22 protein-coding genes and 2 pseudogenes are annotated in these 24,652 nt (G+C 43.4%); 9 read left to right on the top strand and 15 right to left on the bottom strand.

Annotated elements, in window-relative coordinates; genetic code table 11:
• Window positions 1–21: 21 nt before the first annotated feature.
• Both rnz and rtcR read right to left on the bottom strand, forming a co-directional pair.
• Window positions 22–936, bottom strand: coding sequence for a ribonuclease Z (rnz, locus tag GKR48_RS00680; RefSeq protein ID WP_154626208.1), 915 nt, complete (start codon window positions 934–936; stop codon window positions 22–24).
• 30 nt (window positions 937–966) lie between these two features.
• Window positions 967–2,547, bottom strand: a complete 1,581-nt coding sequence (gene rtcR, locus GKR48_RS00685; protein WP_036959877.1) for an RNA repair transcriptional activator RtcR — start codon at window positions 2,545–2,547, stop codon at window positions 967–969.
• 479 nt (window positions 2,548–3,026) lie between these two features.
• Here rtcR and GKR48_RS00690 point away from each other — a divergent pair, with 479 nt between their 5' ends.
• From GKR48_RS00690 to GKR48_RS00700, 3 genes are read left to right on the top strand one after another with little or no spacing between them, the layout of a single operon-like run.
• Window positions 3,027–4,145, top strand: a complete 1,119-nt coding sequence (locus GKR48_RS00690; RefSeq protein WP_154626169.1) for a slipin family protein — start codon at window positions 3,027–3,029, stop codon at window positions 4,143–4,145.
• A gap of 2 nt (window positions 4,146–4,147) precedes the next feature.
• The gene (locus GKR48_RS00695) at window positions 4,148–5,374 is read left to right on the top strand and encodes an RtcB family protein (RefSeq protein ID WP_154626171.1); all 1,227 of its coding nucleotides are present in this window, start codon (window positions 4,148–4,150) and stop codon (window positions 5,372–5,374) included.
• Window positions 5,375–5,396: 22 nt separating this feature from the next.
• Window positions 5,397–6,212, top strand: a complete 816-nt coding sequence (locus GKR48_RS00700; RefSeq protein ID WP_442959354.1) for a nucleotidyltransferase domain-containing protein — start codon at window positions 5,397–5,399, stop codon at window positions 6,210–6,212.
• A 61-nt stretch (window positions 6,213–6,273) separates the two neighbouring features.
• On the opposite strand, the gene GKR48_RS00705 is transcribed toward GKR48_RS00700, so the two are convergent.
• The gene (locus GKR48_RS00705) at window positions 6,274–6,696 is read right to left on the bottom strand and encodes a DoxX family protein (RefSeq protein ID WP_006663313.1); all 423 of its coding nucleotides are present in this window, start codon (window positions 6,694–6,696) and stop codon (window positions 6,274–6,276) included.
• 646 nt (window positions 6,697–7,342) lie between these two features.
• Between GKR48_RS00705 and GKR48_RS00710 the strand changes: the two genes are divergently transcribed.
• The 5 genes from GKR48_RS00710 to GKR48_RS00730 are packed head-to-tail and all read left to right on the top strand — an operon-like array spanning window position 7,343 to window position 13,005.
• Complete coding sequence (locus tag GKR48_RS00710) at window positions 7,343–7,936, top strand: fimbrial protein (protein ID WP_006663314.1); 594 nt, start codon at window positions 7,343–7,345, stop codon at window positions 7,934–7,936.
• A gap of 52 nt (window positions 7,937–7,988) precedes the next feature.
• Window positions 7,989–8,681: a fimbrial biogenesis chaperone gene (locus GKR48_RS00715; RefSeq protein WP_154626173.1), complete on the top strand. Its 693-nt coding sequence runs from the start codon at window positions 7,989–7,991 to the stop codon at window positions 8,679–8,681.
• Between the two features lie 14 nt (window positions 8,682–8,695).
• Window positions 8,696–11,203 carry a fimbria/pilus outer membrane usher protein gene (locus tag GKR48_RS00720; RefSeq protein ID WP_154626175.1) on the top strand — a complete coding sequence of 836 codons (2,508 nt, stop codon included), beginning with the start codon at window positions 8,696–8,698 and terminating at the stop codon, window positions 11,201–11,203.
• Between the two features lie 11 nt (window positions 11,204–11,214).
• Complete coding sequence (locus tag GKR48_RS00725) at window positions 11,215–12,291, top strand: fimbrial protein (RefSeq protein WP_154626177.1); 1,077 nt, start codon at window positions 11,215–11,217, stop codon at window positions 12,289–12,291.
• A 12-nt stretch (window positions 12,292–12,303) separates the two neighbouring features.
• The gene (locus tag GKR48_RS00730; protein WP_154626179.1) at window positions 12,304–13,005 is read left to right on the top strand and encodes a fimbrial biogenesis chaperone; all 702 of its coding nucleotides are present in this window, start codon (window positions 12,304–12,306) and stop codon (window positions 13,003–13,005) included.
• A 33-nt stretch (window positions 13,006–13,038) separates the two neighbouring features.
• Here the strand turns inward: GKR48_RS00730 and GKR48_RS18100 are convergent, their stop codons facing one another.
• From GKR48_RS18100 to GKR48_RS17985, 3 genes and pseudogenes are all read right to left on the bottom strand, one after another.
• Window positions 13,039–13,242 (bottom strand): hypothetical protein, encoded by a 204-nt coding sequence (locus tag GKR48_RS18100; protein WP_154626181.1) that lies wholly within the window; start codon window positions 13,240–13,242, stop codon window positions 13,039–13,041.
• Window positions 13,226–13,864: pseudogene (locus GKR48_RS00740) on the bottom strand (DMSO/selenate family reductase complex B subunit). Before GKR48_RS00740 ends, GKR48_RS18100 begins: the two are co-directional and overlap by 17 nt.
• A pseudogene (locus tag GKR48_RS17985) lies at window positions 13,861–15,632 on the bottom strand (molybdopterin-dependent oxidoreductase); the annotation flags it as partial. The pseudogenes GKR48_RS17985 and GKR48_RS00740, both read right to left, overlap by 4 nt.
• A 271-nt stretch (window positions 15,633–15,903) precedes the next feature.
• Between GKR48_RS17985 and GKR48_RS00750 the strand changes: the two are divergent.
• The gene (locus GKR48_RS00750) at window positions 15,904–16,677 is read left to right on the top strand and encodes an AraC family transcriptional regulator (protein WP_154626184.1); all 774 of its coding nucleotides are present in this window, start codon (window positions 15,904–15,906) and stop codon (window positions 16,675–16,677) included.
• 2 nt (window positions 16,678–16,679) lie between these two features.
• Here the strand turns inward: GKR48_RS00750 and GKR48_RS00755 are convergent, their stop codons facing one another.
• The 9 genes from GKR48_RS00755 to GKR48_RS00795 all read right to left on the bottom strand — a co-directional run bounded on the left by GKR48_RS00755 (window position 16,680) and on the right by GKR48_RS00795 (window position 24,296).
• Window positions 16,680–17,744: an adhesin gene (locus GKR48_RS00755; protein WP_154626186.1), complete on the bottom strand. Its 1,065-nt coding sequence runs from the start codon at window positions 17,742–17,744 to the stop codon at window positions 16,680–16,682.
• A 13-nt stretch (window positions 17,745–17,757) separates the two neighbouring features.
• Window positions 17,758–18,291, bottom strand: a complete 534-nt coding sequence (locus tag GKR48_RS00760) for a fimbrial protein (protein ID WP_336431097.1) — start codon at window positions 18,289–18,291, stop codon at window positions 17,758–17,760.
• A complete protein-coding gene (locus GKR48_RS00765) occupies window positions 18,291–18,821 on the bottom strand; it encodes a fimbrial protein (protein WP_154626187.1) in 531 nt (176 codons plus the stop codon). Before GKR48_RS00765 ends, GKR48_RS00760 begins: the two co-directional genes overlap by 1 nt.
• Window positions 18,814–19,206, bottom strand: a complete 393-nt coding sequence (locus tag GKR48_RS00770; protein WP_154626189.1) for a hypothetical protein — start codon at window positions 19,204–19,206, stop codon at window positions 18,814–18,816. The genes GKR48_RS00765 and GKR48_RS00770 overlap by 8 nt, the downstream gene beginning before the upstream one ends.
• A gap of 32 nt (window positions 19,207–19,238) precedes the next feature.
• Entirely contained in the window at window positions 19,239–19,928 is a 690-nt protein-coding gene (locus GKR48_RS00775; protein ID WP_230088546.1) for a fimbria/pilus periplasmic chaperone, read from the bottom strand.
• 93 nt (window positions 19,929–20,021) lie between these two features.
• A complete protein-coding gene (locus tag GKR48_RS00780; RefSeq protein ID WP_154626193.1) occupies window positions 20,022–22,526 on the bottom strand; it encodes a fimbria/pilus outer membrane usher protein in 2,505 nt (834 codons plus the stop codon).
• Window positions 22,527–22,614: 88 nt separating this feature from the next.
• On the bottom strand, window positions 22,615–23,196 hold the full coding sequence (locus GKR48_RS00785; RefSeq protein WP_336431098.1) for a fimbrial protein: 582 nt from the start codon (window positions 23,194–23,196) through the stop codon (window positions 22,615–22,617).
• A gap of 75 nt (window positions 23,197–23,271) precedes the next feature.
• Window positions 23,272–23,823 carry a fimbrial protein gene (locus GKR48_RS00790; protein WP_154626196.1) on the bottom strand — a complete coding sequence of 184 codons (552 nt, stop codon included), beginning with the start codon at window positions 23,821–23,823 and terminating at the stop codon, window positions 23,272–23,274.
• Window positions 23,824–23,954: 131 nt separating this feature from the next.
• Complete coding sequence (locus GKR48_RS00795; RefSeq protein WP_154626198.1) at window positions 23,955–24,296, bottom strand: helix-turn-helix domain-containing protein; 342 nt, start codon at window positions 24,294–24,296, stop codon at window positions 23,955–23,957.
• Window positions 24,297–24,652 lie beyond the last annotated feature (356 nt).

Genomic DNA, 24,652 nt, shown 5'->3' on the forward strand with positions numbered 1-24,652 from the left:
CCCGTGTCGATTGCTTCAACACTAAATCCGCACCGTCAAATAATCTTCCGCTATCTGTGTTTCAGGAAACTCAGCTTGGCACTCCGCCAGTAAACGAGGAATATCCTCTGTGCCATAGCGCCCGCTGAGATGCGTCGCGATAAACCGTTTTACCCCCGCTTGCTTGGCAAGCTGTGCCGCTTGGCGGGTTGATGAGTGTCCGTGCTCATTAGCTTTCGCTTCTAGCGCCACTTCTAACGTAGTTTCGTGCACCATAACATCAGCATTTTTCGCCAATAAAAGTGCTTGTGGGGTTGGGATGGTATCCCCAAAAATTGCGACCACTTTACCTGTGACTGGCTCACCAAGATAGTCGGCTCCATTCACAGTGCGACCATCTTCTAACTCAATAACTTCGCCCTTCTTCAGCGCCTGCATCCAAGGTCCACGAGGGATCTCATCTTGCTCCAGTTTTTGCACATTTAGCGCCCCCGGTTTTGGATGTTCTTCAATACGATAGCCATAACATTCTACGCGGTGATCCAATCGATACGCTGTGACAATTAGCTCCCCATCATCAAATAACTCACCTGCTTCAATTTCTACAATCTCAAGAGGATAAGTCATGTAGGAGTCGCTCACTGATAAAACAGTTTCCACATACTGCTTCAGCCCTTTCGGCCCATATAGCGTCAAGGGATCCGTCGTTCCCCCCATAGAGCGGCTACAGAGCAATCCCGGCAACCCAAAAATATGGTCACCGTGTAAATGGGTAATAAAAATCTTCTCGATCTTGGGTGTTTTAAAGGGACTGTTTAAGATTCGGTGCTGAGTCCCTTCGCCACAGTCAAACAGCCAGTAGCTTTTACGGATACCGACTAAATTTAATATCATGCTGGTGACATTGCGCTCTTTTGTTGGCACACCTGCGCTAGTACCTAAGAAAGTCAGCTCCATCATAATTCCTTGTTTTATCGTTGTTATTCTTTAAATCTGTCTGATTTTATCCCAATCCAACCCAAATTTGGCTAAATACTTTCGCAGCCTATCTGCATCATTCGGCTGTTTTTTCTGTTGGCGAGACACCGCAAACAACGTGCGCCCAGCTTCAGACAAAGAAGATGATTTCCTGCACACATCCAGTACTGTGGCCAACTGCTGCTGCTCAAATAGGTCGATTTCCCCCACTTGTTCAGGAAGTTGTCGCTTAAATTTTGGCTGCCACTGCTGGCTTAAGCGCTGAATTTCTTCCTCTACCACTGACTGGGTGATACGCCCATGTTCCGCGAAGGTTGCCATACGGGAAATTGAAGCACCTAATTCACGGAAATTACCACGCCATGCGGCTTGAGGGGAGCAAGCAAACTGAACATAGTGTTGACGTGCTTCTCTATCAAAGCGGATTTGGCTCTGCTCCGCTTGGCAGAATTTTGCCAATTCATAATCGATATTCGGCTCAATATCTTCACGGCGATCCGCCAGCCCCGGCAACGCAAATGTCCACATATTAATACGGGCGAATAAATCTTCGCGGAATTTCCCCTCTTCCACCCACTCGGCAAGGTTGCGATGGGTTCCTGCAATCAACTGGAAATCGCTTTGAATTTCACTGTCTGACCCGAACGGAAAAAAGCTTTTTTCTTCAATAGCTTTCAATAGCATTGCTTGCTCATCAAGACCCAATTCGGCAATTTCATCCAAAAATAAAATTCCGCCATCAGCTTCTTTCAATAGCCCTTGGCGTGGATTAAGCGCGCCCGTAAATGCGCCCTTCACATGCCCAAATAACGTAGACATTGCATTATCACCACGCAAAGTGGCACAGTTGATCTCCACAAAACGCCCTTTAACTTGGTGGCGTCCTTGGCGCAATTGATAAATTCGCCGAGCGAGAAAAGATTTCCCTGCACCCGTAGGGCCATTGAGCAAAATCGGTGCTTTAGAACGCAGTGCCACGCGCTCAATTTGCTCAATCATGGCATTAAACGCCCGATTACGGGTGGCGATACCCGCCTTTAAGAACGCCAACTGAGTCTGTTGCTGGTTCTCAAAACGGCTGGTGATCTGCGCGTAACGGCTTAAATCGAGGTCAATTTCCGCATACATACCCACCGGATCGGTTTCCCGTTCCCCACGAGTCGGTGAAGTTTGGATCAATTTTGCGGGCAAATAATGGGCTTCAGTTAGTAAAAACCAACAGATTTGCACCACGTGGGTGCCCGTGGTGATATGCACCAAATACTCTTCGTTTTCCGTATCAAAAGGATAGTCTGCGGAAAAATCCAGCAGTGAAGTGTAGACCTCTTCAAAATCCCATGGATCCGCAATATCCACTTCACGCAGCACCACCTCAGTTTTCGGCGATGCCTGCTCAATATCCTCTTTCACACGGCATGCTAACGAATAGTCATTCACCTGGTGGATAAGCTCAAAGCGGTGAATATCTAAATCTGCTTGTTGGCACAGCCCCACAGTAGGGCGCCATTTTTTCCAGCGATTGGCTTTTTTACCACGTCGGTCGAGCACGGTACCCAATACGCCAATAACCACTTTTCTTTTTTGATTCATATTATAAATATTTATAAAAGGCGATATAAAAATATATAAATAAGCATAAGTTATTCTGCCTAACAATGGTACCAAAAAAATCATCGAAATAATTAATTATTAAATATCAATAAATTAAAAATATTTAATGGCATTTATAAAAAGTTGGCACGCATCTGGCTATAGTCTGATTGTCCACTACCGGAATTTGTCAGAACTTCAGTTCTACCGGTGCAGACATGGTGGCTAGCCCCACTGCATGGTCTGTATTCCGCCGTTAGTAAGACCTATCTGGTAATAGCATGCGCTATCGGGTTCGAGTCCCGACATTCAAAACCAAATGAATAAAACGTGGTTGCCGTTTCGCCACACAGTGTTATCCGAATCATCGCACCGGGCATTGAGCAGAACAGTAGACAGCCGTAAGGCGCTCGATTGTTTCCCTCCTCGCTTCGTCGATGATTTCGATAACACCTCTATAAATAAAAAGGAAAATAACAATGACAAAAATTAACGTGGCACAGGGATACATTGCACTGACTTCAAACAAAGGCGATTTCAAGCAACTGTTCGTGGCTGGCGAACATCGCCTCAATGATTGGTTTAATAAACTGACGGTTTCACTGTTTGAACTGAATAATGACCCAATTGAAGAGAAACTTGCTGAGCATTTACGCCAGTTTCATCCTGATTGGGTTGAAGAATACTGCGTGAACATCACTCTCGCAGACGATGAAATGGGCTTTGTTTATTTGCATAACAGCCTAGCGGAAATTTTAGCGCCCGCGACGCGCCGACTGTACTGGAAAACGGGCAATACGTTGCGCATCGAAACCCAATTGACGGACGATGTCGTTATCAACCCAACATTGCTGGCGCGTTTGGCAGGTAAAAAACGTATCAAAGGTACCGATTTGGCGTTAATCAGCCAAGTTCCTGCATGGCATGTCGGTATCTTTAAATTAGACGGCGAGATCCAATCGATTTTACAACCCGGCACTTACGGTTACTGGAAGATTTGTCGTAAGCCTGAAGTGGACGTGATTGATACGCGATTACAGGCCTTGGAAGTCAGCGGTCAGGAAATCTTGACCAAAGATAAAGTCACTTTGCGTGTTAACTTATCGGCAAACTGGCGCTATGCCGACATTTTGTTGGCGTTATCCAAATTGAGCCAACCCGTGGATTATTTATATCGCGAGCTGCAATTTGCCCTGCGTGAAATTATCGGCACACGTACCTTAGATGAACTGTTGGAAAATAAGCAGTTAATCGACCAGCTGATGATGGAGCATGTGGTACAAACCGCCCTCACCTTCGGTTTAGAAATCGATAGCATTGGTGTGAAAGACATTATTTTACCCGGAGACATGCGTACCATCTTGTCTCAGGTTGTAGAAGCCGAAAAATCGGCGCAAGCCAACGTGATCCGTCGCCGCGAAGAAACCGCTGCCACGCGCTCACTGTTAAATACTGCCAAAGTGATGGAAAACAATCCCGTTGCCTTGCGTTTAAAAGAGCTCGAAACCTTAGAAAGTATTGCACATCGAATCGACCAAATTTCCGTTTACGGTGGATTGGATCAAGTATTAAACGGATTGGTAAAAATTAAGGAATAACAATGAATAACAATAACTTTAACCAAATCATGCAACCCAATAGTGCGCCAGTAAAAATGTGGACTCACGGAGTTCCCGTTGATCCTGCGGCAGTAACCCAGTTGCAAAACACGGCAAAAATGCCGTTTATCTTTAAACATCTAGCAGTGATGCCAGATGTGCATGTAGGTAAAGGTTCCACCATTGGGAGCGTGATCCCAACTAAAGGGGCGATTATCCCTGCGGCGGTTGGTGTGGATATCGGGTGTGGGATGATTGCGGTGCGTACATCATTAACTGCATCGGATTTACCCGATAGCCTGCAAAATATTCGTTTTGCCATTGAAGCTGCGGTACCTCACGGACGAACCACCCATCGACACGGTCGAGATAAAGGCGCTTGGCATCGTACCCCTGATATTGTGGATACCCACTGGGCGCAACTGGATGAAGAGTTCAAACGCATCTGCGATAAATACCCAAAACTGCGTGGAACTAACCATTACAATCACTTAGGAACGTTGGGAACGGGAAACCACTTTATTGAGCTGTGTTTGGATGAGCAAGACCGCGTTTGGGTGATGCTACATAGCGGGTCTCGCGGTGTGGGAAATGCGATTGGTAACTTGTTTATTACCTTAGCGCAAAAAGATATGCAGCAGCATATCGCCAACTTACCAGACCGTGATTTGGCGTACTTCCAAGAAGGAAGCCAATATTTTAACGACTATATGGAAGCCGTAGGTTGGGCGCAGGATTTTGCTCGCCATAACCGTGAAGTGATGATGCACCGCGTACTGGAAGCGCTATCGAAAGAAATCACCAAACCGTTTATGACCCAGCAAGAAGCGGTAAACTGCCACCATAACTATGTGCAGAAAGAACAACATTTTGGTGAAGAGATCCTAGTAACCCGAAAAGGGGCGGTATCTGCCCAAAAAGGACAAATGGGGATCATTCCAGGTTCAATGGGAGCCAAAAGCTTTATTGTTCGCGGCCTTGGAAATGAAGAGAGTTTTTGCTCATGTAGCCACGGCGCAGGACGTGTAATGAGCCGAACAGAAGCTAAAAAACGTTTTTCAGTGAGCGACCAAAAGATAGCGACGGCGCATGTTGAATGTCGAAAAGATAGCGATGTAATTGATGAAATTCCAATGGCTTATAAAGACATTGATGCAGTTATGGCAGCCCAATCGTCGCTAGTAGAAATTGTGCATACGCTACGCCAAGTGGTATGTGTGAAGGGGTAATTTTCCCCAATTAGGCGTTCAAATGGAAAATAGCAGCATGGAAAAAATAAGTGATGGCGTATCCATGCTTATGCAAGAAAGGATACGTGAAACATTAAGCGAGATAGAACGCACTCACCAAATCAAAATATTATTTGCCTGTGAATCCGGTAGTCGTGGTTGGGGATTTGCCTCGCAAGACAGCGATTATGATGTGCGCTTTATCTATGTGCATTCACTTGAGTGGTACCTAACACTCGATAGAAAACGTGATGTGATAGAAAAGCCGATTGATGACGAGCTAGATGTATCGGGTTGGGAATTATCAAAAGCCTTAAAACTGATGCGTAATTCCAACCCCGCATTAATTGAATGGTTACAATCACCGATTGTTTATCATAAAGATGAGGGCTTTTTTACTCAGTTAGCATCTCTGGCTGAACAATTTTACTCGCCGTTAAAAGCGCGTTATCACTACCTTTCTATCAGTAAAAGGAACTTACACACTGATTTTAAGGGCGAAGAAGTGAGATTAAAAAAATACTTTTATATCTTACGATCAGTATTAGCCTTGCGATGGATAGAGAACCATAAAAATATGCCACCGATGGCTTTTAGTGATTTAGTCGCGGCATGTGTTAGCCAAAAGGATGTATTAGCAGAAATTAATACGCTGCTAGAGATAAAAGGTCGAGGCAAAGAAAGCTTTTATGGTGCGCGCAGACCCGCTATTGATGCATTAATCCAAGAAACGATAGACAACATGGAACGCTACCAATTTCCAGAGCCGTCTTGTAGAGATAGTCGCCTGTTAGATGCGTTCTTACAGAAAACCATCTTAGAATTTAGTGCTAAATAGCATTTTTCGTTATCAAACAAAGGGCATCGAAATCGATGCCCTTTTCACTATTCCACACTATTTATCGCCAATTTTCGCTTTTCACCACGGAATATTTCCCAGCCCCCAGCAAAGCAATCGCCAGCGCACTTACAAAGAAATAAACGATACTCTCAATCGCCCATGCCCCTGTTTTATCCAGTAAAAACGTTTTATCTAATCCCACCATTAACCATGCAACAACCATCGTGAACGCCACTAACAACGCAGATGGTCGGGTTAAAATACCCAACACAATGAAAATAGGGGCAACCACTTCACCCAAAATTGTGCCGTAAGCAATAAATTCAGGTAAACCATAAGAGGCTAACAACCCTTTGATGCCACTCGCACCTGTTAGCAACTTGCTCATTCCGTGAAATAGCATTAACCCACCCACCGCTAAGCGCAACAGCAATTTTCCTGCGTCTTCATGTGACAAACAACGATTGAAAAGTCCGACCATTTTGCACCCCATCTCTCTACGTTATGTTACTTATCATTATGATTCAAAAATCAGAAATGAGAATTGTTTTAATTTTCATTTTATTCATCTATATCAAGGTAATTTTAGTTATTTTTAATCCACTATTTCTTATTCAAAAATAGCGTTTATGCTCTCTTTTTTTGAACTAATTTTTTGAACCCCCACAACTCAATGTGCAGTTAAATTGAAAAACATCCCATCAAAAATTAACCACATAATTAACAATGCTAATCACTCAATAAATTTTTAATTAATTAAACAAAAATATTAGAAAAAAATAATACTCACTTTACTTGTTTAAATATTGAGAATAAATAAAAACAAAAAATGCCAGAATAAAAATAAAATATAAAAAAACCAAGAAATAAAATCTTCCTTATATTATCTACACTTAACTAAGTAGCATCACTCATTACAAGCAAAAAATAGTATATAAAACAATTAAAAGCAAAAAATGCAGATTTTTAATCTGAAAATTTAAAATCATTGGCTTTATAAACCTAAGAATTCCACTTTACATATCTTGAAGATCTTTAAACCTTGTCTAAGCTTAAAAAGCTAATCAATTCTGGTTAGCGAAAAAATCACTTATTTTAATTAATCGAGAACCTCGATGGGGTTAATTATGCCTAGACATATACTTTCTCTATCAATACTGTCCTTATCCGTGTTATCTGGCTCAGTAATTGCTGCCACAAATAGCCCTGGAGGTATTATTTCTTTCTCCGGTGCAATTAGTGATACTACCTGTACGATTAATGGTAATAACAGCGCTGATATGTCGATTGCTTTAGATCCGATTATATCTTCTGATGCAGGAACAACGGCAAGTACAGTTATTACAAAAAACCAAAAAGCCTTTGGGCTTACCTTTTCAAACTGTGCAATTGTTGGTGGAGGTACACCAGCAGGAACATTAAAACTTCACTTCTCTTCAAGTAATATTTCGCCTTCAGGCCTGTATTTAATGAATACAACAGTGAACGAAAATGATCCGGCCGTTGCTCGTAACGTGGGTTTTAGCTTGTCACAGACTGGATCACCAACCGTTGCTATTCCATTAAATACGACCTTTGATACTCAGTTAACCGCAGCCAATACCACTTCAGCTGCGGGTGCAACATTGAACTTAATTGCTAGCTACTACAAAACAAATGCGACTGCCGCATCTGTCGGTGCGCTGCAGTCAAACGTTGTTTATACCGTTTCATATCTATAACAATAAACTCAAGCTAGGTTCCTCTGAACCTAGCTTTTAGTGAGAATTTATTATGAAAATAAAATTATTATTCTTACTTCTTTTATTATTTTCTAAAGAAACATTTTCAAACATTATTATTACAGGAACAAGAATTATATATCCTGAAGATGCACAAAGCATGTCTGTTCAATTAACTAATAACAGTAAAACACCGTCATTAGTTCAATCTTGGATTGATGATGGAAATATAAACTCAACGCCTGAAAATTCAGATGCACCGTTTTATCTTTATCCTCCTATTATCAAAATAGAGGGTTTGCAAGGTCAACAATTAAAAATTAAAAAAACAGATAGAAAACTTCCAGATAATGTTGAAAGTGTTTTTTATTTAAATGTCCTAGATATTCCTAAAGCGCCAGATTCAATGAAAGGAAAAAATGTCATTCAATTAGCGGCGCGTTCAAGAATAAAATTATTTTATCGACCTAAGGGATTAACTGAATCACCTGAAAATATCACGGACAATATTAATTACCAGCTAAATAATAACGGTATTGTCGTGAATAATAATTCCCAATACCACTTTACAATTGCTGCTATTACAACGCCTGAAGATAAAAAAACAGCGCTTGTTGATTCAGAGATGGTTCCACCCCACACATCCAAAACACTGCCGTTAAAAAAGCAGTTAAAAGGTAACAATCTTATTCTGACATATGTTGATGATTATGGTGTTTTCAAATCTAAAAACCTTCAGCTTTAACAGAAGAAACCATCATGAAAAAAGAAAATTATCTCTACATCCTTATTTTAATAGGGCTACAGACTTATCTAAAAAATGCATTTGCAGATGAATTTGATACCTCCCTTTTGGTGGGTGAATCTGCAAAAGGAGATATTTCTCGTTTCTATTCTGATGGACAAATCCCAGCGGGCAAACAGCTTGCGGACATCTATGTTAATCAGGTTTGGAAAGGACAGTTTGACATCAATGTTGAAGATAATGGGAAGCAAATCAGCATTGCGCAAAGTGATGTCCCTAAGCTCGGCTTAAAAACCACGCCTAACCAAACAGAGAAGACTGAGGATAACGCATATGTTCAACTCAGCTCACTGACACCCAACCTACATTACCAATTTAAAATCAGTGACTTGCGACTAAACATTACTGTTCCACAAGTGTCGATTAAACAATCTGAATCTGGTTATGTTGATCCCAGCTTATGGCAACATGGCGTACCAGCCATTATTTTTGCTTATAATACAAACTATTACAGTTATAAAGAGAAGAAACACGAGAAGAGAAATAATGAAAATTTCTATGCCACCCTCAACTCGGGTGTCAATTTAGGTGCATGGCAATTTCGTGATGAATCAAGCTATCGCTATTCATCCCATGGCTCGCAAAAATGGCGCAATAACACCCGTTATGTATACCGCCCAATCAGCCAGATTAATTCAGGGCTGAAGGCTGGCGATTTTTATACACCAACGGCGCTATTTAATAGCATCCGTATGCGAGGAATAATGCTCGCAACGGAAGTGGGTATGTTGCCGAACTCAAGCCAAAACTTTGTGCCGATTATTCGCGGCGTCGCACAAACCAACGCCTTAGTCACCGTTTATCAAAATGGGTATTTGGTCTATCAAGAAAACGTGCCGCCAGGAGAGTTCGCGTTTAACGATATTCAACCTAGCGCCGGAAGCGGTGATTTATTGGTGGTCATACAAGAGGCTGATGGTCGAAAAGAGTCATTTTCTGTTCCCTACTCCGCCGTACCCGACATGCTCAAAGAGGGTGTTTCCAACTATAACGTTCTTGCTGGGCAAGCAAAAATCGACAATACCTCATACCAACCTAAATTTATTCAAGGTGAATATCATTACGGCTTGAATAACTTAGTGACGCTCTATTCCGGCGCTCTGCTCAGTGAAAAATATTACTCCGCCGTCATTGGGAGTGGTTGGAACTTTCGCTTTGGTGCTATCTCCGCGGACATCACTCACGCCAAAACTAAATTAGATAGCGGAGATAAGAGTGGTCAAAGCTATCGTTTAACCTACAGTAAATTTATTGATGCCACCTCGACCAGTTTAACTCTCGCCACATACCGCTATTCTACCAGTGGCTACTATAGCTTTGTTGATTCAATTTACTCCCATGATAACTACAAAGCGTGGCAGCGATATCAAGACGAAAATGCCAACCAAATTGGCAATAATAATAGTAATTCCGATCTCTCGCTAAGTAACTTCGATGCCTTACGAGGCTCACGGGCGAAAAATACCTTCACCGTTAACTTGAATCAGCAACTTGGCGACGACTATGGCTCTGTTTTTGTTTCTGGAACCCATCGTGATTACTGGAACACTCACGGCAGTAGCCGAGAATACCAAGTCGGTTATGCCAACAACTACAACGATATCTCCTATAGCGTATCCGTATCACGCATGCGTAACTATGATAATGACGAAGAAACCCGCATTTATATGAATATCAGCGTTCCCATTAGCCTATTTGAAAAACGCGCTAACGTGAGCTTAGGTAGCTATTTTACTGACTCTCACTATGAACAAACAGCCTTGAGTGTCAGTGGCATCGCGGGGAAAAATAACCAAATTAATTACACCGTGACAGGTACGAATCAGTCTGGGGGCAATAATGTCCTCGGTGGAAATATCACCTATAAACACCCTTACACCACATTATCCGGTTCTTATACCGAAGCGAATGATTATCGTCAGGCAGGGTTAGGTGCCCGAGGTACCTTGGTTGCTATCCCTAACCATATCGCCTTATCGGGTGATACCGGGGATACCTACACCATCATTGATGCCCCAATGGCTAATAATATGATGGTCAATGACGATAAAACCACGCTAACCAATCAGCGCGGTGTGGTGCTCGTGACCAACAGCACCCCTTATCGCGCTAACTCTTATACCCTGTCTGATACCGAAAACACGGCTGGCGCTGAAGTGCTCGGAAATATGGCAAACATCAGCCCGTACCAAGGCGCAGTTAACTACATCAAGTTAGAAACAGACACTCGACAAACCTTTATTTTACGTGGTGAAAAAACAGATGGTCATAGCCTGCCATTCGGGACAGAAGTCGTCGATCCACAGCAGCAAAGTATTGGATATGTAGGGCAATCTGGCGTGCTGTACCTTAAGAGTGAACAGCTACCTTCAGCCTTGCACATCAAGCTGAAAGGGGAAAAAGAGTGCGTGATCCATCAACCGGTTAACACGATGGATAAAGGTAAAAACCGCTGTCAATAAAGGAACATCCAATGAAAAAAACCACATTGGCACTATTATTTTCAAGTTTACTTGCCGTCAGCCAGTATGCTTCAGCCAATTGTCGACAAGCGACAACCGTCACGGCGACCCCTATTACGTTTGATTTATCAAACGATTTAACTAGCTCATCGACTGTCGTAACCAAAGACTCTCGAACCATATTTTCCGGCACATTTACTTGTACCAATAATGGATTACTCCCTAATGTCGTTGGCATTGCCTCACCATTTCAAGGTCGAAAAGCGACCGTGGGATTTAATGGAGGTAAACAATTAGTCGAAGTGACCGTCACCAAATTAGAAAAAAACAATGTGTCAAACTTGTCCCCCGGTACCCACAATGCCAATGAACTCAATGTAAATTTCACCATGCAATTTACCCTTGTGACCGTCAAACCGAGCACGAACTATATTGAAATTGCAGGAAGCGCCACAACCATTAACCCCGTTGTTTTTGCTTCGGATGCATCCACTTTAGGTCTTGTACAATGGCTTCTTGATGTGGTGGCTAGACTTTTAGCATTTTTACTTGGACTCAATTGGACCACTCAACCTGATGATATCTACTTGCAACCCGTTCAAGTCATCTATAACCCCATTACCACCACGTGTAACTTTGCTAACCAAGGATTAGTGGTCACGCTACCCCCGGTCAGCATCAGTACCGTCAAATCAGCAACACGCGCAGGTTATACGCCCTTTAACCTCAACTTCACTTGCAGTGATTTTCTGGCGGGAGGCAACGCATCAAGGGATATCAAGATTTTCTTATCCAGCAGCAGCTTACTCGCAACAGATAAAACCACCATGAATAACACCGCCAGCCAAGGCGCCGCAGGTGTAGGTTTTCGATTAGTCACTGCAAGTAATCCCACCACCCCAATTACCCTCTCCGATAGCGTGGCTGCACAAAATACCGCAACGTCTATTTTCACTGTGGCAAAAGGTAGTCCTATTTCCCCATCATTTACCCTCAACATGGGGGCTTACTATTACCCTTATACCCCTGCTATCGTGACGCAAGGCCCTGTATCCAGCACCGCAACGGTGGTCATGTCTTATAATTAGAAGGATGAAAAAATGCGACATATTCAAGGGATTATTTACAGTTTAATGTTGCTCCTTCTCAGCTCACAGACGCACGCGAGCTTAATACTCAAAAAAACGCGTTTGATTTACTTAAGCGACCAAAAATCTGCCAATATTCAAACCATTAATGACAGTGAACAAGCAAGCTTAGTACAGAGTTGGGTTGATGAGGGCAATATCCATTCCACCCCTGAAACAACAGAGGCGCCGTTTATTGTGACGCCGCCGGTGACCAAAATCGCCGCTCATGATGGCGCGCAATTACGGATTCGATTTATTGGTGGGAATTTACCACAAGATAGAGAATCTGTTTTTTACCTGAATGTACTTGATATTTCGCCAAAACCTCAAAATAAAGAAGGAATGAATATTATTCAGTTAGCGCTACAAATTCGTATCAAAGTTTTTTATCGACCCGCAGCGCTTGCCAGTGGCGTAGAGTCATTTATCAATAACGTGAGTGCCTTACATTCCGAGGATCAGCTTTCGATTAAAAACCCTACCCCTTATTTTTTGAATATTTCACAGCTCTATTATGAAAATAGCCAAAATACCCCCATCGCGAAAAGCGTTATGATCCCACCGTATTCAACTGAAAAGCTAGAAGGGAGTCATCGGCAAAATGGTAAACTTATTGCGGTGTATATCAATGATCAAGGCAGCTTAGTCACCCATGCTTTAAGCGTAAATTAGATAACCGAACCTATCTGGCTCGGTTATTCATTTTTAAATATGGATCGTATAAAAACAGTAACGCAGCATAAATTCCGCAATCAGCGCACAAACACAACCCACCACAAGAACATAGTGATTTCCACCAAAAGTCGTCGCCAATCTTTTTGCACAAATCCCCAGCATTACGCTTAACCCGATAGAGGCTTGCATCAGCAAGGTAAATATTAATAGTGGCCATTCATTTTTTCGCTCCATGGATCGCTGTATGACGCCCCGCCCCTTGGTGCGGGTGGATCACTAAATTGGGATGAGTAATGGATGAGTCTGGCAGCCCTTTCACATCCGCTTGCGAGCCAAAGCGCTCGCGCAGCTCATCAATAGGGCCAAACTGAATTGCACCGAGTGGGCACGTCGCCACACATACGGGAGTCTGCCCTTGCAGTTGTAAATCAATACAGAAATCGCACTTAGACATTTGCTTGGTTTCAGGATTCATCTGCGGCGCACCATAGGGGCACGACCACGCACAAGTTCCGCAACCCACACATTTATCCGTATCGACCATCACGATGCCATCCCCTTCACGCTTATGCATGGCAGTAGTTGGGCAATTTTTTACGCACATTGGGTCGGCGCAGTGGTTACACGAGATAGACAGGGTGTAGGCGAACACGTTGTTCTCCCAACTGCCGCAGCCATTTTAGATAAATTCTCCGCCCGTGATTTCATAAACCCGACGAAATTTACGTCCAACTTCGAGATTATTTTTATCTTTGCAGGAAACCTGACACGCTTTGCATCCTGAGCAGCGCGCCGAATCAATATAAAACCCGAGTTGTTTGTCACTCACTGCGGGATAAACGTAGAATTTACTCATGCTTTTGCTACCTCCACCAATAAGGTTTGATGGGCATTACCGTGCGCCATTGCTGTACTGCGTGCAGATGTTAAAACGTTGGCACATCCCCCTTGATCGACACCATTTTCATCTGGCTGCCACCATGCTCCCGCTTGCAATGCCACTACTCCCGGCATAATCCGCGACGTGATTTTGACAGGTACCATCGTGATACCTCGATCGTTATGCACCTTCATGCGATCGTCCTCTGTAATTTGGCGGCGTTTCGCGTCGATCGGGTTGATCCACAACTCTTGGCGCTGCACTTCTTGCAACCATGGGTTCGCAAACTGAGTGAAGTTCGCGCGGTTGCGCCCTTTCCACGTAATCAATTGCAGCGGATATTTCTGTGTTAGAGCATCTTCAGGGCCTTCAATCGCAGGCACATAATGGGAGAGCGCTGGAATATCGCTATCATTGCGGTCATACAGACGTTTCGAGAAAATCTCGATTTTGCCCGATGGGGTTTCAAACGGGTTATTGGCCAAGTCTTTAATGTTTTTCTCAAATGCCACATGCCCTGTATGAGGTTTATGCTTCAGAAGATGGCGACGTTTAACCAGCAATTCATCAAAAGTGGGAATGCCATCTTCAGGGCGTTTTTCATGGGCATCATTCACTAGATGCTCAATCCACTGCTTTTCCGTATGTCCTTCACTGAATTTTTCACCCACACCTAATTTGTTTGCCACATCCCAGAGCCACTCATAATCACTGCGACGTTCAAATTCAGGCTCCGCGACCTTTTCAGACAGAATAATGTAGTTCCCTGTGCCCCATGTCCCGCCAACATTCCAACGTTCTAAAAAGCTGGTTTCAGGCAGTAAAATGTCGGCATATTTGGCGCTTGGGGTCATATACAGATCGCTGTAAACGATAAACTCAACCTTGTTTTCATCCTCCAGCACTTTGGCGGCATGGCGAATATCGGGGTTCTGGTTCGTCATGTAATTTCCCGCAAGGGAAAAAATCATTTTGATTTCGGTATCCAGTTTTTTTGCATTTTTTAAGCCGTTATCTGGTGTGACTAGACTGGCATCCTCACAGGCTTGTACCCAGTTGGTGATATTAATTTTCGCTTTAACTGGGTTTTCAAACAGGCTGGGACCCGCCAATGTTTTACGAAGATCAGGCGTCACGGCCATGCCATAACCAGCAGCCCCCCCCCTTTCACACCGACGTTTCCCGTAATAGTTACCAGCAATGTCGCACCACGCGCAGAGCGCTCCCCACAAATATGACGCTGCGGTCCCCAACCTTGCATTAGGGCTGCGGGTTTGGTTGTGGCATATTCACGGGCAAGCTGGCGAATGGTTTGTGCAGGCACTTTGGTAATGGGTTCCGCCCATTCAGGGGTTTTCACCACGCCATCTTTTTTCCCCATCAAGTAGGAGACTAAGGATTCATGCTCCGGTACTCCATCAGGCATTTGATGCTCATCAAAGCCAACGGTGTAGGTATCGATAAATGTCTGATCATGCAGACCTTCGCTGATGATCACGTACATCATGGCATCCATCATCGCGTTATCGGTGGTCGGTAAAATCGGGATCCACTGATCCGCCAGCGAAGAGGCAGTATCGGAATAGCGCGGATCCACCACAATAAACTTGGTGCCATTTTTCTTCATTTTTTGGAAGTAATGGTTGGTGTGCCCGAAAATAGTCTCATTCGGGTTATGCCCCCATAAAATCACCAATGGGGTCTCTTCCAATGTATCTAATGTACTGCCGCTCGCCGAGGTGCCTTGAATAAACCGACGACGGGTTAATGATTCAATCAGATGTTCACTCTGATCATTATAATTTTTCATGATAACTCTACCTCTGGCATACATTAGGTTGCCGCGATAGCGTAAACATTTCCCACTGAGCCAACTTTTGAAAAACCGCCAAAGGCATTGGAATTTCAGCCAACCGCGTGAAACATGTGGTTATATCAATAAATTTTGCCTATATTCAGAAAATAATTCGTTATGTTTGAATTTCAGTCAATGAACGACGGTAACCAAAATTACGATGAGAAATATTCCACTAAGTACCATTGATAGTGTCGCCCGGAATGTTATCGCACTTGCGACGGACTACTTACCCAACGTGCTATTGGATTCTCATAAGCACCGCCGCGCTCAATTCTTATATGGTGCAACGGGGCTAATTGAGGTGAGCACTGAAGATGGTGAGTGGGTTATTCCCCCCGACAGCGGCGTTTGGATCCCAGAGAATACGGCACATGAAACACGGATGCTGAATGTCAGCACCCGCAGCTTATATATCGAACCTGCGGCAGCGCCCCGCCAAGGCAATCGATGCGAAGTTTTGCGCGTCACGCCTTTACTTCGCCAATTGTTATTAGAAGCGGTTGATGTGCCGCTGGAATATGATCTTAACGGACGCGATGGATCATTGATGCAGTTAATCCTCCATGAAGTGGCGCGAGCCGAGCCGCTGCCATTCTTTGCCCCTATCCCGCGAGATGAAAGCCTCGCGGCCCTGTGCCGCGAATTTTTAAAATCACCGCAAATTACCTCGCTTCCCCAAGAATGGGCTACAAAGTTGCACAAAAGCGACCGTTCATTTAGCCGCTTTTTTGGGGCACAAACGGGTTTGTCATTTTCAGATTGGCGACAACAAGCCTGTTTACTCAATGCAATTAGCCGGATCTCAGCGGGTAAGTCGATCACGGAAGTGGCATTTGATCTTGGTTACAGCAATGTGGGTTCGTTCTCCACCATGTTTAAAAAATGGCTCGGACAAACCCCATCGAGTTTTATTCAGCATATTGAGCCCTAACCTTAATCCAAGGTGGCAATCAGCCACGCAGATCCGTGATAGTCTCCCGATTGGGCATTTTCTCCTTGCAGGTGGCTACTGATTTCAAACTCTTTCATACTATGAATTTCGGCTTTGATCTCTTTGCCGGATTGTCCCGTTTCCAGATCCGTAATCACCAGTGAGCTGTAGATCGTATCATTCGCCTCATTTTTCATCGGTAAGCGCTTTTGTGGATCGTCATCTTGTGTGTAATCCAAACGTAAATTCACTTTTGTGGAGGATTGAAAGAGACAATTGTAAGTGACTTGACCACTAGCACGATTGTCATATTGCAGGCTGTTTAATTGCCCATGGCGTAGGTTCAGTATCCCTTTTTCCCCGCTGCTGGTACTGGATGTGCATTTTGCACCGATATTAATTTGCGAAGCCGCCAAGCGTAATGGCACAGAAGATTCGTGAAGTGGCCAACTATCATAAGGGGGGGCCACTTTCGGGTTGGTAAATGCACGCACGTAACCCGCTAATGGCATTTCACTAATAATCAACTGCCCATCGATAATTTGCTCTTTGATATAAAACGTCATGGTGATAGGAAAATGGTTATCAAACCTTGGGACATCAAATGTCGTATCCGCGTCAGACATTGAGCACACACCTGAGCTGCGGTTCGTCCATTCCATCATGTCGGCTTGCACTGTCATCACGAGGTTGGCATTCAACCGATACGCTTTGAGTCCTGCAATTGAAAACCCCGTTTCAGGCACATACATAAATAATCGATGAAACGCATTTGCTGGCAGAATTTGCGTACTCGTACTTCCCCAGCGGCGCCCGACACACTTCACTAATCCAGTCGGTTCCGCAAGGTTACTATCCACCACAAAAGGCTCCCCAACTTGATAGTAATTTTGACCGTCTGACCCCCTATCAGGGTGATCCGCCAGCGTGCTACTGTTATTCACGCGTATGGTGTAACCCGTATTAGCATCGATAATTTGTGCCGCATAATCCGCATGAGCTATCATCGCCGACAGTATTCCACCGACTAAACAACCTACCCGCACGATGGATTTAATTTTCAACATATTGCTGTTCCCATTAGTGATAAGTGACTGAGATCATCATTGCCGACGTGAATCTTCCCGCAGGTAATTGGCTGAGTGGCCGTGTATTCACCAACTTTGCTTGAAGATTAATACGGTGCTCCGTCGCACTGATAGGTTGTGGCGTGATGGTTTGTAATTGATTGAGTTCTAAAGGAAATGTCAGACCATCTGTAATATCAAAAAAATCGATCCCCAACCCTTTTGCGCTGGTGGATAAAATTTGCCGACCTTGGTACTCCTCTGTTCCATAGCCTTTTGGGTTGAGTAGCACCGACAGTGTTTTTCTCCCTGAGCACCCACTGATATACACCGGAAAATCTTTGGTTAACGAAATCTCCGGCGCGCCATTAATTTCAACCCCCCCAAAATTAATTTGTAGCGGCGAATCGTTATTTTCACTGCGTACATGGCAAGCAGGGTCGACCATTGTCGCCATGACATCCACAAACACATCCCCATAAACCACCGGTGAGATAAATAGCAGTAAACCCCACCAATACTTTCTGATTTTATTGATTTTCTTCACTATTTATACTCCACGGAAAACGTCGCCCAACCGGAGAACTGCCCTGTACTGACGTAGCCATTAGGGGGCTTTCGCGCCACCACCCCAAAGGATAAAGACTGCTCATCATTCACCACTGCAACGCTGCCTACATTCATCGGCTCATCCCAAGCAATGGGTTTATCTTCACTATCCATAATCCCCAGCACCACGCCGCTATCGCCTTGAGTAATAAGGTAGTTGTCCCCATCAATATTCACTAGCTGCGTTCCATGCCACGTTACCTTGATAAGTTTTCCCAGCTCTGCACGCCGGCAATGGTCAATTTCAATGGTAAATGGCGTGATAGCGCTGATCTCCCCCTGATTAAGAGACTGCATGCGTAAATTTTCTAATGGGATCTCTTTTTTGACGGATCCTGCACTTACTTTGCAAGAGCGGTGCACTAACTCCCCGCTAAACTCCACATCCAGAAATTGCGCATTACCTTGAGTCGAAAAGCTCCAAAAAAGGGGCGCCAGCAACCACCAGAACAGGGTTAGCTTACTCATAACTCACCTCCAGTCGCAGTGGGTGTGCTTTATCAATCACAGAAGGGAGCTGAACGGAGTTATTTCCATCAATAAGTCCCACGGGGTAACGCACTGTTTCTTCCCCCGTTAAGGCATCCACCACCCGCAAAAGTGCGGGAGTTTTTGCTCCATTCTTATTTTCACTAAATGCAACCCCAGCACCGCAATGGGTCAATTTCAACATTTTCCCCACCTCTAAACTGCATGGCGCATTGAATAACGTGGCATTCACCAAAAACCACCCCACATGGGAAGATTCATAATGGGATTCAGTAGGTGGCACGCTGCCTAAAAATTCCTCGCCTTGCCCCCAAGCACTTACGGTCATTGTGATAATCCCGATAACTAACCGGATAATATTCATCCACGTTCTCCCCCTTTTATGCCTTGGTTCCATTACTGTTCCCCGGAGACCGTGCAGGTGTCTCCTTGGCAACGAAATGCCAGTGTTGGCTTGCCACCATAGTCATTGATGTAGGTTAAATACGGCGTTGTCAGTGTGTGGCTGTTGATATCGAATGTGGATTTTGGGGCGACCATCACAACTTCGAAAGCACTCTCTTCCGACTGTTTTTTGCTATTCCCCACCCCAATCACCGTTAAATTAAACGGCGTGGTGTTATTCAAACGGTAGCCTTTGGCCGTTTTTTGCAACGTAATGTTGTGCGCCCATTTAGTTTGAGCAGCTTCGAGGATTTTTTCAGGACGATAAAACAGTTTGACGCGGGATTGCAGGGCGATTTGCAGTGTATTTTCTTCCGTGGATTTCGGCGGAACTTCACGCAAATTGAAATAGAAAACGGACTCTCTATCATCGGGTAATTGGCTTAATAACGGCGTTTTGCTCAAACGCACTAAACTGTGGCTATTGGCTTCTACGCGCTGTAACGGTGGTGTGGCAAGGATTGCGCCTTGAGTCAATTTTTTACCTTGAAGATCTTCAATCCAACTTTGTGCTAAATAGGCTTCTTCAGGATTATCATTCGCGATGCGCACATTAATAGAGTTTTCATTGCCCGGAAAAACAATTCGCGTTCTATCCAGAGTCACCGCGCTATAAGAGACTTGTGGAATTCCAATAAGCATGCTTATCAATGCTGCGGAAATAAATTTAAAATTCAGCATAATCAACCTCATAGATTAAAGATAATAAAAATTTCGTTATTTTTGGCATGCCGATTATTTTTGACATGGCAGTAACAGCATTGAGGAAGGGCTACTTAATGAGTCAGGCAAAGTTAACTGGCACTGTTTTTGGTTGCGCCAATACACCCATAACGCCGCATTTTTCTCGATACCCACCAACCAAGTCACCCCATCTTCTCCAACTATCCCTAGCTCTTGATTCGCTTCATTACGCACACTGGCGCCAAACGGTGGTTTTTTGCCATTTTGTAAGGTAATCACCGAGAAGAGTTTTTCCCCTTTCATCACAGGGAAGCTTCGATAGCCAATCGCACCTTTTGTAAGTGTGATATCGCTGGTGGCACTGAGTGCTTCAATGTTGTCCGGTAATTTACTGGTATTAATGGAAGCCGAGGATTTACGGTAACTATTCACATTCGGGATCACCGCCAAACCAAAGCGGTTAGTTTTTGTAATGCCATTATTCAGCGGAACTCCGCCAATATCCGAGGTTTCCACCATTAAGCGAGTATCACCATGGGCGGAGCGATGCAGCGCTGCTCCCTTGCCTGTTATCGTGAGCCCGCTGTTAATCGATGCCCCGACACTGCGGTATTGATGTGGGACATAGCTGCCATTGATGGACACGTTGGCATCCGAGAGATCACGGGAATAAAAGCCGCTCAAGCTCGTTTGGCTATCCACATCTTGTCCGTGGTTATACCCCATCGTTAGGCTGTAATTATCCCTATCCCCATAACCGCTATATCCCACATTATGGTTATATTGATTCTTTTTATTGGAACGAGAGTACAGCTCAGAAAACGTTAGGCTATGCCCGCTGTACAGCGGGATCGTTAAGTAGAGGTTAATGGCATCATCTTCATAACCATTACTCCGCTCCGTTCGTGTCGCAGAGATAGCAATATTGCCGCTATATTGGGAAAGAGAAGGAAAATTAAGGCTTGTATTAGCGTATAAACCGTACTGGGTTTGCGGGTCATCCTGCCAGTAAGTGCTGTATTGGTAATTTAATGAGATGTTGAAATCATCAAAGTATTTATTTAAATAGACTTGGTAATTTTCCTTGGTCGCTCGCGGTGAGTGCCCAGTTCTGCTCTCATCCATATATTGCATCAGCGTTCGATACTCTTTATCAGCGAAACGGTAGCCCGCAAAGGTAATATCGGTACGGAGATCCTCGAATGACTTAGCATAATTGAAGCGATAAGAACGCCCCTGTAAGTGGCCTTTATCGTCATCGGAATAATCAGCAAAAGATTGGGTAATATCCACCGCGACCGCCCCGAAAGAGAACAGGTCACGCCCAATCCCTAAAGCCGCACTTTGGTAATAGGCATTAAGCTGCGTTCCCCCATATAGCGACCATGCATTTGATACACCGTATGACAATTCACCACTAATGACGGGCTCCCCCGTTAAATGTCGATTGTCATATCGTGTTTTCCCCACTGCCGCTTTATAGTTTATCCGGCCGGGACGGGTTAAATAGGGTAGCGATGCGGTACTGAGGCTAAATTTATTCTCTTCCCCGTTTTCTTCGCGCACCGTCACATCCAGCACACCGCGGATCCCGCTATCCAGTGTTTGAATACGAAAAGGCCCTGGTGGCACAGAGGTTTCTGAAATGATCCGATCCTGACTGCGGACGATCACAATGGCGTTGGTTTTTGCTACCCCGATAATTTCAGGGGCATATCCCACCAATTTTGGCGGCAGCATACGATCATCACTTTCAACGGAAATCCCTGTATATTGCCAAGAATCAAACACGTCCGAATAAAAGTTATTTTCCCCGATCGTAAGTAGCGCAGCCGCTTCTTTCAATGAGCGAAATGCATATAACCGACTGAAATCAAAGTTATGTTTTTCTTGTGAATAACTGCCCCCATGCTGCTTTTGATACGTTCCATTGAAGTCACCGCGCAACCGCCAAGCCCCAATGTTAATGCCCGATGTACCATTACCGGATAAGTAAACGCGCTTGTCACCATCGGTTTCTTTTGTGGCAGAAATATTCGCGCTGTAGTCCACAAATAGACCATTGATCCCCTCTTCCCATAATTTGGGGGGAACCCAATAAGGATCCCGATATTCCATCCACATTTGGGGAATGGTCATTTTTAGGGACATAGAAGGCAAATCCACTTTGGTTTGCACCCCAGCCAGAGCTGAAAAATTCAAACATTTTTCGTCATGAAATAATGTAACTTTTTCCTCTGCAGATTTTTTTAGCCCCATAAAATCCAACAACTGAGGCGCCAGACACACTTGCTGAGAACCTGCACTTTTTGCATTTTTATCATCAAAAACAGCGATATCTCGCGGCTCACCTAAGCGCAGACCATTGACAAAAACCGTCAAAATATAGTCTCCAGGTGGAACATATCCCGCAACAGAAAATTGGCTCATATCAATGTTATTCATATCTTCGGCATCTAACACATCGGTATTAAATTCAGCAGCATAGCTATTGCCAATCCCCATACTTAGCGCCAATAAAATCGTCTGTCTTAGTTTGCTATGTTTGAACATCATGCTCTATACCATCCCAAATACGACGAGTGTGCCCCTCTCGAAAATGATTTCGAGATCATGTTTATCTACAAGTTATTGATAATCGACGTTATTGATAATCGATAAAAAAACGGATTAACCCTTGATAGTTACCCGCTTGAATAGGTTGCCCAGTTAGCTCTAGACGTAAAAAGTACTGTAGATAGAGTGCCTTGCTTGATTTATCTTGTCGCAACACATTGTCAGACAAAGGATAATATTGGTTTGGAATCAGTGTATTGAAACGGTTATCAAGGACAGAAACCCCAAGACCTTGTGATGCGCCTCGTAGTACAAATGCATCAATGTGTTCCGCTGTTTCCCCTGCAAATCGAATAAACCATGTTTTACTGTCGAGTGAAGAATAAAGGCTTCCACAGTCTCGTAACTCAATAATAAAAGGTTGGTTATGCTGCTCACGCTGCAACTTCGTACCAAGCAGAGGGATTGCCAAAGGTGAAAAATCAATCGTTTGAAATCTATTTTCCATGACAACCGAACACGGTGTCGCGATGACAATACCTTTCAGCGTTGCACTGGCATTAAGCTCTATTTTTTTATTCACTGTAGCCCCTGAAGTTATCGGGCATACCAGAATAGTCATCGTCATCAGTTGAGCTAATTGGCGAGTTACCCATTGATAAACAATCACAATTGTCTCCCTCAACGTTCTCCTTCAATCCAGTCCTGATACCGCCAGTTGTTCACTGGCGGTAGACTCAGATGCTTACTGATAGGTAATTCGGAAGTTAGTCACGGCGCTAAACTTACCTTCAGCGACATCTTTTGTGGTATCAACCGCTTTAGCTAATGCTTTGAAGGTTAAGGTGTTATCCCCCTTCTTATTGATAATGCTCGATAAAATATCTTTAGCTTTACCAAATTCAAAACCATCAATACCAATACCCACGTTGTTTGCATTGCCCGGAGAGGTTGAGAGCAAAGTGTTACCCGCATCAGCGTAGTTTTGCCCTGTAAAGACTAACTCCATGCTTTTCACTGCCGCTGGCGCCCCTGCACCATCTTTGGTGTAATCTGAAAAATCACACCCCGTTAATTCAATATTAAAATTCACTTCAGCCGTTCGGCCATTCTCTAAACCACGGCGAGAAAGCTGACCAAAATCAATAGTTTGTTTTAATGATGATTGAGCAATATTGCAGGGTGAAGTCACCACTGTACCGATAAAATTCACTGTACCTGTGTTCTCCGCCATAATACTAAAAGAAGTCGCTGATGTTGCCAGCAGTGTAATGATTGTTAACTGATTAAGTTTCATATAATGACTTTCCTTTCGTTTAAAAATTAAAGAAACGCAATACACCATTAAATAATTAATGGAACAGAAAAACATTAAATAACAACTAATTACATAATTAATGAAGAGTATTTGAATTTGATTATTCGTTATTAAAGGTCATGTAAGGCTTTGAACTTTAATTTATCGTAATAAGAATGTTTTGATTTTTTATCTTGAAATAAAAAATTATCTTGTAGTTTTATCTCTGCTATTTCATCTGAATAGTTAGCAATCACTTTAAAAAAGAATTCAGACCAATCCTTACCGAGTTCCTTTAATATAGCATCAAGCGTTTCTATGTTTATGCTTGTAATTCCACGTTCATAGCGAGATATTTGTTGCTGACTAATATGAAGCATACGTCCTAATTCCTCACCAGTTAACGAACAATTAAGCCGTGCTTCTCTGATAAATGAACCAACTTCTTCACGTAATCGATATTTGTTTTTCATAATATTAAAACCAATTTAAATAGCTTTAATTTTATTTACTCAAAGGTAGCCAATTAATTGAGCAAATAGCGCAATAAAAAATGGATATATCCAAAGTGCAGGAAATTTAATTTATTAAAATATAGATACAGTAAATAAATCTGTAAATACGTTTATATCGATCGAAATTATATCATTCAATAGTTAATACCTATCAAATTAACTTTATTGATCGTTTTAATATCATGATTAAATTTATATAACATTAATTATCAATGAATTAAATAACAAATCACATATAGTATAATTAGCTAATAATTTAAAAATCCGCTTATTTTTATCATTAAAAATCATATTATTTAAAATTAAAAAAGAGA

Origin of the sequence: Providencia sp. wls1943, assembly GCF_009706275.1 — a bacterium.
In the GTDB taxonomy this organism is placed as follows: domain Bacteria; phylum Pseudomonadota; class Gammaproteobacteria; order Enterobacterales; family Enterobacteriaceae; genus Providencia; species Providencia zhijiangensis.

Coding starts and splice junctions, on each gene's coding strand:
- GKR48_RS00795 (WP_154626198.1), bottom strand. CDS start 24,296: ATGAAAAACAAATATCGATTACGTGAAGAAGTTGGTTCATTTATCAGA.
- GKR48_RS00710 (WP_006663314.1), top strand. CDS start 7,343: ATGCCTAGACATATACTTTCTCTATCAATACTGTCCTTATCCGTGTTA.
- GKR48_RS00690 (WP_154626169.1), top strand. CDS start 3,027: ATGACAAAAATTAACGTGGCACAGGGATACATTGCACTGACTTCAAAC.
- rtcR (WP_036959877.1), bottom strand. CDS start 2,547: ATGAATCAAAAAAGAAAAGTGGTTATTGGCGTATTGGGTACCGTGCTC.
- GKR48_RS00730 (WP_154626179.1), top strand. CDS start 12,304: ATGCGACATATTCAAGGGATTATTTACAGTTTAATGTTGCTCCTTCTC.
- GKR48_RS18100 (WP_154626181.1), bottom strand. CDS start 13,242: ATGGAGCGAAAAAATGAATGGCCACTATTAATATTTACCTTGCTGATG.
- GKR48_RS00780 (WP_154626193.1), bottom strand. CDS start 22,526: ATGATGTTCAAACATAGCAAACTAAGACAGACGATTTTATTGGCGCTA.
- GKR48_RS00750 (WP_154626184.1), top strand. CDS start 15,904: ATGAGAAATATTCCACTAAGTACCATTGATAGTGTCGCCCGGAATGTT.
- GKR48_RS00700 (WP_442959354.1), top strand. CDS start 5,397: ATGGAAAATAGCAGCATGGAAAAAATAAGTGATGGCGTATCCATGCTT.
- GKR48_RS00725 (WP_154626177.1), top strand. CDS start 11,215: ATGAAAAAAACCACATTGGCACTATTATTTTCAAGTTTACTTGCCGTC.
- GKR48_RS00695 (WP_154626171.1), top strand. CDS start 4,148: ATGAATAACAATAACTTTAACCAAATCATGCAACCCAATAGTGCGCCA.
- GKR48_RS00755 (WP_154626186.1), bottom strand. CDS start 17,744: ATGTTGAAAATTAAATCCATCGTGCGGGTAGGTTGTTTAGTCGGTGGA.
- rnz (WP_154626208.1), bottom strand. CDS start 936: ATGGAGCTGACTTTCTTAGGTACTAGCGCAGGTGTGCCAACAAAAGAG.
- GKR48_RS00720 (WP_154626175.1), top strand. CDS start 8,696: ATGAAAAAAGAAAATTATCTCTACATCCTTATTTTAATAGGGCTACAG.
- GKR48_RS00775 (WP_230088546.1), bottom strand. CDS start 19,928: ATGCTTATTGGAATTCCACAAGTCTCTTATAGCGCGGTGACTCTGGAT.
- GKR48_RS00765 (WP_154626187.1), bottom strand. CDS start 18,821: ATGAGTAAGCTAACCCTGTTCTGGTGGTTGCTGGCGCCCCTTTTTTGG.
- GKR48_RS00715 (WP_154626173.1), top strand. CDS start 7,989: ATGAAAATAAAATTATTATTCTTACTTCTTTTATTATTTTCTAAAGAA.
- GKR48_RS00770 (WP_154626189.1), bottom strand. CDS start 19,206: ATGAATATTATCCGGTTAGTTATCGGGATTATCACAATGACCGTAAGT.
- GKR48_RS00705 (WP_006663313.1), bottom strand. CDS start 6,696: ATGGTCGGACTTTTCAATCGTTGTTTGTCACATGAAGACGCAGGAAAA.
- GKR48_RS00790 (WP_154626196.1), bottom strand. CDS start 23,823: ATGAAACTTAATCAGTTAACAATCATTACACTGCTGGCAACATCAGCG.